The sequence below is a fragment of the Mesorhizobium sp. LMG17149 genome (assembly GCF_024518695.1).
Classification (GTDB): domain Bacteria; phylum Pseudomonadota; class Alphaproteobacteria; order Rhizobiales; family Rhizobiaceae; genus Mesorhizobium.
Map to the genome: position 1 here is coordinate 1 of NZ_JANIFL010000025.1, position 4291 is coordinate 4291.

Below are 4291 nucleotides of genomic sequence, written 5' to 3' on the forward strand. Positions count from 1 at the left end.
TTATATCGGTGCCGTCGGTGGGCGGGAAGGCGTGAAACTGGAAGAGCAGGTGCTCGTGACCGAGAGCGGAGTTGAAAATCTCACGAGATGCCCGTTTGATGAGACTTTGATGGAATAGCACAAGACAAATCGGTGAGTTTTCTGCTCAGATGCTTTGGGCTGTTTCCCTCCGTCCGCGCGATGCCAATTCCGGTGCGCCGATCGGTGCGCAACGAGATTCCGAGTAGTGAAAGGTATGTAGAACGACCGGATCAGCCACCCCACATCGATGTGGGTTGAGCCCAGCTCGGCGAACTGACGCGTTAATGAGGCAAGCTGGACATGAATGGTAAATCGCCTTGCAAACAGGCGCTCCTCATCCCGGAACCATGACGAGGCGATCCTGTCAGACTTGCGCATATGATCCCTACCCGCGAAATCTCGGCTGTCGAGGCAATGACCGCCTTTCTGGACCATATCGAACAGGTGAACGGGCTGGTCCCCGCGATCATCTCGCTTCGTTCCCCACGGAATCTACTAAACGAGGCAGCCGCGGCGGACATGGCCGTACCTCGCGGGGAGTGGGCTGGCCTTCTTCACGGCGTGCCTCACGCGATTAAGGATAGCGCGAAAACCAAGGGGCTGCAAACTACCTATGGCTCGCCCATGCTCCGGGATTTCATTCCTGAGAATGACGCCATCTTTGTCTCGCGGATGCGCGCTGCGGGAGCGATTATCACAGGCAAGACCAACGCCCCGAATTGGGCTTGGGCGAACAGCTACAATCCGATTTTCGGGACCACCCTTAATACGTACGATTTGACCCGTATCGGCAGCAGGTCTAGCGGCGGGGTGGCCGTTGCGCTCGCCCTGCGGATGCGACCGGTTGCCGACGGCAGCGACATGGGTGGCTCGTTGCGCATAATGTCATAGGCTTTCGAGTTTCGGCCGGGCGGGTGCCAACCCTGGCGCTTGACTCGGTCCGGATGACAGTGGTGGACCCGATGGGCCGAACAGTGGAGGACGTGGCCCTGCTGCTGTCGGTGCAGGCCGGATAACGACCGGATACAGCAATCGCGGTTGGCTGGACAACCTCAAGCCAATCGATCCGCGCAAGGCGCGATTTGGATGGCTTGTCGATTGGACAAGCCAGCTTGCTGCCGAGCCCGGGCTGGTCAATTTGGTCCGCGGGGCGGCAAGCAAATTTGCACAGGCCGGAGCAATGGTCGAAGTGTTTCGGACTTAGATCTAGCTGCGAGCGAGCGAAGACAGGGTGGACCGTGTTCTCGAATCAGTTTCGGACAGATCGCGGTGACTATACGAGGCGCACTGCCTAGTCATCTGACGGTACAGTTCGATCGGAATGGATGGGCAGACGCATATTATCGCTGAAGTCGCGAATCCCACAATCTTGGCGATCCGAAGAAGGAAATGGGGCCGGTGGAGAAAAACCTCGCATAAGCTGGACGAAGCGGCATGGGGATACCTGCTCGTCCACGGCTGCCAGGCTTCTGGCCTGGCCCATCGGTCGCGAAGTCATGTAATCCAATGAAATTCGCAGTGTACTGCGCTATTCGAGAGTCTTAGCTTTTGTGGGAGACAGCGAAATCCGATAGTGGCTTTCGCGATCTATCAACTGTTGCGAATACAGTAGTGGTTTGTAGTCCCCGTTCTGCCAGGCAGAGACCAGATCATGATAATGCTCTGACAGAGGCACACCGGATTGACCAGGATTGTTAATAAATACACTATTGTCCCAAGCTCCAACGTCTATAATCATCCGTACCGACGGTCCGGTCGTGACCAAGCAGTTGTCCTGCCGATAAGTTGAATAATTCAGTGTCGAACCGCTGCCGCCAAGAGCAATTGGCCCCAAAGACCATTCTTCAGTTGTTAAGCCTTGCAACGGGTGGAGCAGTTCAAGTTTATGAATTCTCCCCCACGACCATTTCGCGGAGTCATGCCCCATGACTTTGATGCATTCGGCCCAAGCAGAAGCCAATGATGCTGTTATAGAGTCGGCGAGGATTTCATTTGGCCGCGCTTGTTCTAGCCAAGAGGCTATAGCTGAAGGGTCTAGCGGCATAAGGAGCCCCAACATCTGTTCGTCGGCCCCTTCCAGTCGAGCTATTCTCGGACCAAGATGCTTGGTGAGCCAGATCTCGAAAAGCGCCGCAGCCGCGGAACTCGCATCCAAATGCGCGTCCCAATTGAAAAGCAGTCGGACCTCCGGTGTGGCCGGATTCAGGTGTTGAAAGCCTCGCAGTCGCTTGAGAATACGATATGCGATTGGCGAGTAAACTGAACACTGCAGCGACATGCAGTCTTTGAGCGAGATCTTTTTTAGACGCGAAAGTTTTGAATGAAGGGTTTCATGCCGGCTACTCTCCGACCACTCGTGTCCAAACGCGGGATTGGCTCTGCTCCATTCTTGCGGCACATTCATTGCGTTGGCGGTAGCAACGAAGCCCTTTACTGGATTTAGCTCGGACGGCCCGTCATCCGACGACAAGTATCCATCCCACTCAAACCGGCCGTCTCCGGGAACCGGAAGCAGGCCGTCCCAATTTCTTCGAATCGGGGCCGCACCTGACGGGTTCCAAGCGATCGTATTCGAAATGTCCGCATAGATATGATTGACAGAGGGACAGCCCCAACATGCCAGAGCGGAAACGTATTCTGCATGGGTCTTTGCGCGCATAACGGCCAAGCTCGCCATGTAGGGAGCCATGCCGGAATCCATCCATACTGTTCTCAACGCAAAAGCGCGCTTGTTTTCAGCATCTTTGTAAAGAACGGGGCCATGGCGTGTAAAGCGAAGCTCGACCTGCTGGTCCTCGTGGCCGCAAACTGGTATACTCTCCTTAATAGTCACTACCTGCTCCCAGGCCCCTTTGTAGGAATATTCATCCTCCTCGTCTGGCTTCAGATCATAGACGTATATATCTTCCTGATCAGTGCCGAAAATCGTAATCGCAAAAGAAGCCGTGCCGTTATGACCCATCGATATCCCTGGCACCATAGGCTCGCCGGCCCCGATTACATTCAGCCCCGGCATGCTCAGATGTACAACATATCTGACCGACGGCAGAACATGGTTCCGATGGGGGTCCAGCGCGAGCATCGGGCGTCCAGTTGTGGTTTTGCTCGCGGCTACGGCCCAGCTATTTGAGCCCTCTTCAAACGGCGTCCGCACAACCTCGTCCGATTTGGTCACGTTGGTCCAGAGACCAGCGTCGTCAAGCTTGGCTGCTAGTCGTGCGCTTGAAAATGAAACTGGACTGGTTGCAAGGTGGAAATCGCGCAGCACTCGGTCAGTCATGACAGCCGGGTCAAAGCCTTCCACCGGCCGGGGGACTATCGCCGGTGACAATACTTGTCTTAGCCCGTCTAGACGAGCGCCGTCCTGCGCACCTGCGAGTGCCATCACCTTAGAACGTAATAGTTCCGAGGTCGCGTTCCGGGTTAGCGAATGCGTTCTTACTCGGACGACGTCTTCCGGTTTCCAGCGATCAGGTGCGTGGCCGAGGAGCACGAACTCAGGGGGCAACGCGATCAAGCCCTCATTGCAGCTATCCACATACGAATTTATACCCTCCGCAAACGCAGAGCATATTTCCTCTGAATCAGAACCGTACGCTACCCATTCTGGACTCATATTTCCGCGATATAGCAAAAGACGCGCTGCTCGGTCTTGCTCCAGATAACCTGGACCAAAATCGCGTGACAGGAGACCGAGACCTCGTTTTCGCGCGATATCGATCTGCCATAGACGGTCGCGAGCCGCATTCCACCCTTGCGCGAAGAACAAGTCATGTAAATTTTCCGCCCTGATGTGGGCAACTCCCCATCTATCAACGTTGATCGTGACCTCGTTCTTAAGCCTGGTGACACTGCGGCGATCGATAGTGATGTTTGTAGACATTTCCTTGTCCATGTTAGCCGCCCGTGACGGCTCTTGCCGACATAAATCGGCAGCCACCCTGCAGATTGCCCTTACATTCCCAGCGCCGGGTGTGATGCAAACCCGGAAGCAGTGTTCATCGAAGTGACCGTCAGTATCCTTGGTCGTCCAGCGGCGACCTTCTTGTTTTTGGGTGCAAGCGGAAGCAGCCGAGAAGTTTTGTCCTCTGGCGTTGCCCAAGCTGACTAAGCTCAACTGCGACTTGCTCAAGACCTGGCAATGATAGATATCCTCATATCGAATAGACCATGTGTTGTTGGTCTCGTAGACGGAAAATATAGCATCTGATATAGACCTGCTTCATGTCCAAGCTTCGCAATCTTGTCCCCTCGACGCATTCGCTTTTCG

2 protein-coding genes are annotated in these 4291 nt (G+C 55.0%); one reads left to right on the top strand and one right to left on the bottom strand.

The features are described from left to right. The first annotated feature begins 399 nt into the window (after window positions 1–399). Complete coding sequence (locus tag NP945_RS31745; RefSeq protein ID WP_256748507.1) at window positions 400–912, top strand: amidase family protein; 513 nt, start codon at window positions 400–402, stop codon at window positions 910–912. Between the two features lie 637 nt (window positions 913–1549). On the opposite strand, the gene NP945_RS31750 is transcribed toward NP945_RS31745, so the two are convergent. Continuing rightward, window positions 1550–3916, bottom strand: a complete 2367-nt coding sequence (locus tag NP945_RS31750) for a penicillin acylase family protein (RefSeq protein WP_256748508.1) — start codon at window positions 3914–3916, stop codon at window positions 1550–1552. Window positions 3917–4291: the final 375 nt, after the last annotated feature.

Excerpts from the sequence above, each read along its gene's own strand:
- NP945_RS31745 (WP_256748507.1), top strand. The coding sequence starts at position 400 with ATGATCCCTACCCGCGAAATCTCGGCTGTCGAGGCAATGACCGCCTTT.
- NP945_RS31750 (WP_256748508.1), bottom strand. The coding sequence starts at position 3,916 with ATGGACAAGGAAATGTCTACAAACATCACTATCGATCGCCGCAGTGTC.